Annotated in this window: 4 protein-coding genes; all 4 read left to right on the top strand. The window is 48.6% G+C overall.

Going from position 1 to position 4,980, the window contains the following annotated elements:
* Positions 1–654: transposase (locus tag K5Q99_RS21305; RefSeq protein WP_220778061.1), on the top strand; the 654-nt coding region annotated here is incomplete at its 5' end.
* Positions 655–1,539: 885 nt separating this feature from the next.
* Positions 1,540–2,439 (top strand): ATP phosphoribosyltransferase, encoded by a 900-nt coding sequence (gene hisG / locus K5Q99_RS21300; protein WP_006086295.1) that lies wholly within the window; start codon positions 1,540–1,542, stop codon positions 2,437–2,439.
* A gap of 3 nt (positions 2,440–2,442) precedes the next feature.
* On the top strand, positions 2,443–3,765 hold the full coding sequence (gene hisD / locus K5Q99_RS21295) for a histidinol dehydrogenase (RefSeq protein ID WP_220778060.1): 1,323 nt from the start codon (positions 2,443–2,445) through the stop codon (positions 3,763–3,765).
* A gap of 28 nt (positions 3,766–3,793) precedes the next feature.
* Positions 3,794–4,980, top strand: a 1,187-nt coding sequence (hisC, locus tag K5Q99_RS21290; protein ID WP_220778062.1) for a histidinol-phosphate transaminase, incomplete at its 3' end; no start/stop codon positions are given.

The following is a 4,980-nucleotide window of genomic DNA, read 5'->3' as shown; positions in this document are numbered from 1 at the left end:
GTCAAAGGGCAAGTTGTTGAAGCCCATGACGTGGTTAACCTTAAACACCATATCGCTCTATACCGCAGTCGCTTAAGTGATATTTCTTGGTTTATGCGAGCGTTAAATGAACCTATCGCCCGTAAGGAAAATCAAGAGGATAACTGCACTGGACGCTTCTGGGAGGGCCGTTTTAAATCCCAAGCCCTACTCGATGAGGCGGCAGTACTCGCATGTATGACTTATGTTGACCTCAACCCTATTCGTGCTCAACTGGCCACAACACCAGAAACCTCGGATTTCACCAGTATTCAACGGCGTATCCGTGCGGCACTAGCAGGCAAACAACCTCAAACATTATTACCTTTTATCGGTAATGAGCGGGACAATATGCCTAAAGGACTGCACTTTGATTTACAAGAGTATCTACAACTTGTCGACGATACCGGCAGAATTATTCGCGATGATAAACGCGGGAGTATCAGTTCGAGCAGTGCTAGCTTACTGAGTCGCCTTAATATTCCGCCTGAGCATTGGCTTAAGCTCACTCAACATTTCGGACAGCTATTTAAAGGTCCCGTGGGTACTTTGCAAGAGCTCACTTGTTATTGCGAGCACCTTGAAAAGCGACGAAGGCACTATCGCCACAGCTGCCAGCATTTAATGGCAAGCTGACCGAAGCAGAGATAATTTAGTGTTCAAATTGATTAATCCACCGCAGTGGAGAATATGGCTCGAACTTAATCCATCCAATTTCAGCTAACTATCGGCAAATTAATACAAAACGACCAAAAATCTCTCGAAAATGTGACTTTCAACCTCTGTAAAAATACCCTTGGTAAATGCGACTTAGGTGTTGTAGGTTATGTTTCGCATCACGGGTGGCTTGGAAATCTCAATGTTTCGCATCATGGGTGGCTTGGAAATCTCAAAATCAAGTTACGAATCCCCTACACGACTACCCAACACATTTCGGTCCATTTTCAACATTCCCTCAACAAATATGCTCAATGGCTTTATTTAGCGATAACCCTCTGCCTTTTCACAAAAACGCATAAATATTCTCATTTAATTCAAATTGGCTGTTGCAAAGGCTCTTAAAAGCGGTTAGTTTAAATCCACTTATACGGATAGACGTCCGTAACAACGCATTCAACGCTTCACTGTATTTCGACTGCACTTATTTCGAACAGTTGGGCCAATAACGTTAAATACCGAGAGAGTAATATGAGCCCATTACTGAACGCTATCCACCACCATCACCACCATATGCGGTAGCCTTCGGACGCTCACTGCCGGAGGACTATATCCTTCTGGCGGACTGATTCAAGATGATCATAAACCCCTGGAAGGAATTCCGGGGGTTTTTGCATTTAGGCGTTAATTTGGGTTTTAATTTAAATAAGCAACTTTAGATATTTAATAAATTATCAATACGTTAGCAAAGAGCACTTAACTAAAGACCTTAGCTAGAGCCCATTGAATGGCAAGGCGTATTAAACCGATTAAACACACACTTTTGAATCTTTTAATTTTGATACTTTTGAGCGAGATAACACTATGACTGAATCGAACCGTTTACGCATCGCCATCCAAAAATCTGGCCGTCTTTCTACTGATTCTCAGCAGCTACTAAAAAGCTGTGGTGTTAAATTTTCCATTAATGAACAACGCCTTATCGCTCATGCTGACAATATGCCTATCGATTTACTGCGCGTTCGTGATGACGATATCCCAGGTCTAGTGATGGACGGCGTAGTCGATATGGGGATCATAGGTGAAAACGTGCTCGAAGAAGAACAAATCGAGCGTCAAACTCTGAACAAACCCGCAGATTGTCTCAAACTGCGTCAGTTAGATTTCGGATCATGTCGCCTTTCGTTAGCCGTACCAACAGAATTCAGTTACGCCGATGCCTCCTCGTTAGAAGGATTACGCATCGCCACTTCTTATCCGAACCTGCTGCGCCGTTTTATGCAACAAAAAGGCATAACTTATCGCGACTGTATGTTAAAAGGCTCGGTTGAAGTCGCCCCGCGTGCCGGCCTTGCCGATGGGATTTGTGATCTCGTGTCAACGGGCGCCACCTTAGAGGCCAACGGTTTATACGAAACTGAAGTGATTTACCGCTCTATGGCCTGCATCATTCAATCGACCCAAACCCAAACACCGACTAAACAAGCACTCATCGACAAAATTCTGTCCCGCGTCAATGGCGTTATCCGCGCCCGTGAGAGCAAATATATCCTGCTGCACGCGCCAACCGAGACCTTAGATCAAATCGTCGCCCTGCTGCCCGGCGCGGAAAATCCAACCGTATTGCCATTAAATGATGATACTAACCGCGTTGCTATCCACGCCGTCAGTACCGAAGATTTGTTCTGGGATACTATGGAACAGCTGACCGCACTCGGTGCCAGCTCGATTCTGGTGATGCCAATCGAAAAAATGATGGGGTAATGTATGGAAATCCTAACTTGGTCAACCTTATCAAGCGCCGAGCAAAAAACGGCGCTGAAACGCTCGCCTTTAATTGGTGACAGCGGCTTAGAGCAAAGCGTTCGCGCCATTATCGATGCAGTGGCAACGCGGGGTGATGCCGCCATTGCCGAATTTAATCAAAAGTTTGATGGCTTCAATAGCGCGACCAAAAATTTAAATGGACAAGGAAGTGGCGAGCTGCGCATGGGTGAAGCCGAGATTGCTGCAGCAAGCGCACGGGTATCACCTGAGCTGAAAGCGGCGATCGCCAAAGCCATGGCGAATATAGATGTGTTTCACAGCGCCCAGCAATTTCGTCCGATTGATATGGAAACCGAGGCAGGAGTACGCTGCGAGCTACGTAACGAACCGATTGAAAAAGTGGGTTTATATATCCCCGGTGGCAGCGCGCCATTAATTTCTACCGTGATGATGCTCGCCCTGCCCGCCAAGATCGCCGGCTGCGAACAAAGAGTATTAGTCAGCCCACCGCCCATCAACGATGCCATTATCTATGCAGCCAATGCCTGTGGGATCACTGAAATTTATCAAGTGGGCGGTGCGCAGGCCATTGCAGCGCTAGCCTTTGGCACAGAAACGATTCCGGCGGTCGATAAGATTTTTGGCCCAGGTAATCGCTACGTGACAGAAGCTAAACGCTTAGTGTCACAGGATGGTCGCTGCACTGTGTGTATCGATATGCCGGCTGGTCCTTCTGAGGTGTTGGTGATTGCCGATAGCGACGCCAATTGCGAATTTATCGCCGCCGATTTGCTGTCGCAAGCTGAGCACGGCCCTGATTCACAAGTGATTTTAGTGACGGACTCGCAAGCTATCGCGGACGGCGTCAATGACGCGCTGACAAGACAACTCGCCGCGCTACCGCGTTGTGATATCGCTACAACGGCGCTACTGAGCAGTCGCACTTTTATTGTGGACGATATGCTGCAAGCAGCGCAGGTTTCCAATCAATATGGGCCTGAGCACTTAATCATTCAAACGCGCTTTCCCCGTGAGGTGCTGAAAAACATTCGCGCCGCTGGCTCAGTGTTTTTAGGCGCTTATACGCCGGAATCTGTTGGCGATTATGCCAGTGGCACCAACCACGTGCTGCCTACCTACGGTTACAGCCGCGCCGTGTCGAGCCTATCACTAGCCGACTTTAGCCGCCGCTTTACCGTACAGGAACTCAGCGCTAAGGGTTTAATCGGATTGGGGCAAGCGGTCATGACATTAGCCAGTAACGAATTGCTCGATGCGCACAAAAATGCCATCGCAGTACGTTTAGCTAGCCTAGAAAAATGATCCGTTTAATGAGATGTGAGTGAAGAAAATGAGCCAAGTGAGCAGCATGGAAAAGACAGCAGAACCCACAGAATTAACGTTAGCACCATCAACGTTAACGCAGTCAGCGACGCTTAATTTAGCCGAGCGCCTAGCGCGGCCTGAGTTACTGGATTTAACACCCTACCAGAGTGCCCGCAGACTAGGCGGTCGTGGGGATATTTGGATCAATGCCAACGAATCACCCTTCAATAATGTCGATACCGCAGCGCTCGATTTATCGAAATTGAATCGTTACCCAGAATGCCAACCGCCGCAGCTTATCAAGGCCTACAGCGAGTACTGCGGCGTAAGCGCCAGCAAGATAGTCGCCAGCCGCGGCGCCGATGAAGCGATTGAGCTGTTAATTCGCGCCTTTTGTATACCAGGCGTCGACAGCATTGCAACCTTTGGCCCAACCTACGGCATGTATGCCATCAGCGCGAATACATTTAATGTGGGCGTTAAAGCATTAAATCTCAGCGCGGAATATGGCTTGCCGTCAAACTATGCAGAAGACGTTCGCGGCGCAAAATTGGTGTTTATCTGCAATCCCAATAATCCTACGGGGACTGTGATCGACAAGGCCATTATCGAGCAAGCGATCAAAGCCCTGCCCGACGCGCTTGTAGTCATCGACGAAGCTTATATTGAGTTTTGCCCCGAATACAGCGTGGTGGATTTGCTGGAAAGCTATCCGAATCTGGTGGTACTGCGCACCCTGTCAAAAGCCTTCGCACTCGCCGGCGCACGCTGTGGTTTTATGCTGGCAAACGAGGCCGTAGTCGAAATCATTATGCGCGTGATTGCGCCCTATCCTGTGCCGCTGCCCGTGAGTGAAGTCGCCACCCAGGCGCTATCAAGCGCTGGCGTTGCGCGGATGAAAGTGCAAGTTGCACAATTAAATGAGCAAGGCGCCAGACTCACCGCGGCGATCAGCGCCTATTGCTCAAAATCGAATAGTTCAGAGTCCTGCGCCCGCGTGCTTAAGCCTAACGGCAATTATGTGCTGGCTGAATTTGATGATGTCACCAAGGTTGCTGCGTTACTGCAAGGCAGCGGCGTTGTCGCCCGCGCCTACAAGGACCCAAGGCTTGCCAAGGCTATCCGCTTTAGCTTTAGCTCAAAGGCGGATACCGATGTGTTAGTGAATTTATTTGAATCGCAACGCACTGAGCTTTTATCAGAAAATGATTA

The organism is Shewanella hafniensis (assembly GCF_019655335.1).
Classification (GTDB): Bacteria; Pseudomonadota; Gammaproteobacteria; order Enterobacterales; family Shewanellaceae; genus Shewanella; species Shewanella hafniensis.
This window is presented reverse-complemented; position numbering and strand designations above follow the sequence as displayed.

Excerpts from the sequence above, each read along its gene's own strand:
- hisG (WP_006086295.1), top strand. The coding sequence starts at position 1,540 with ATGACTGAATCGAACCGTTTACGCATCGCCATCCAAAAATCTGGCCGT.
- hisD (WP_220778060.1), top strand. The coding sequence starts at position 2,443 with ATGGAAATCCTAACTTGGTCAACCTTATCAAGCGCCGAGCAAAAAACG.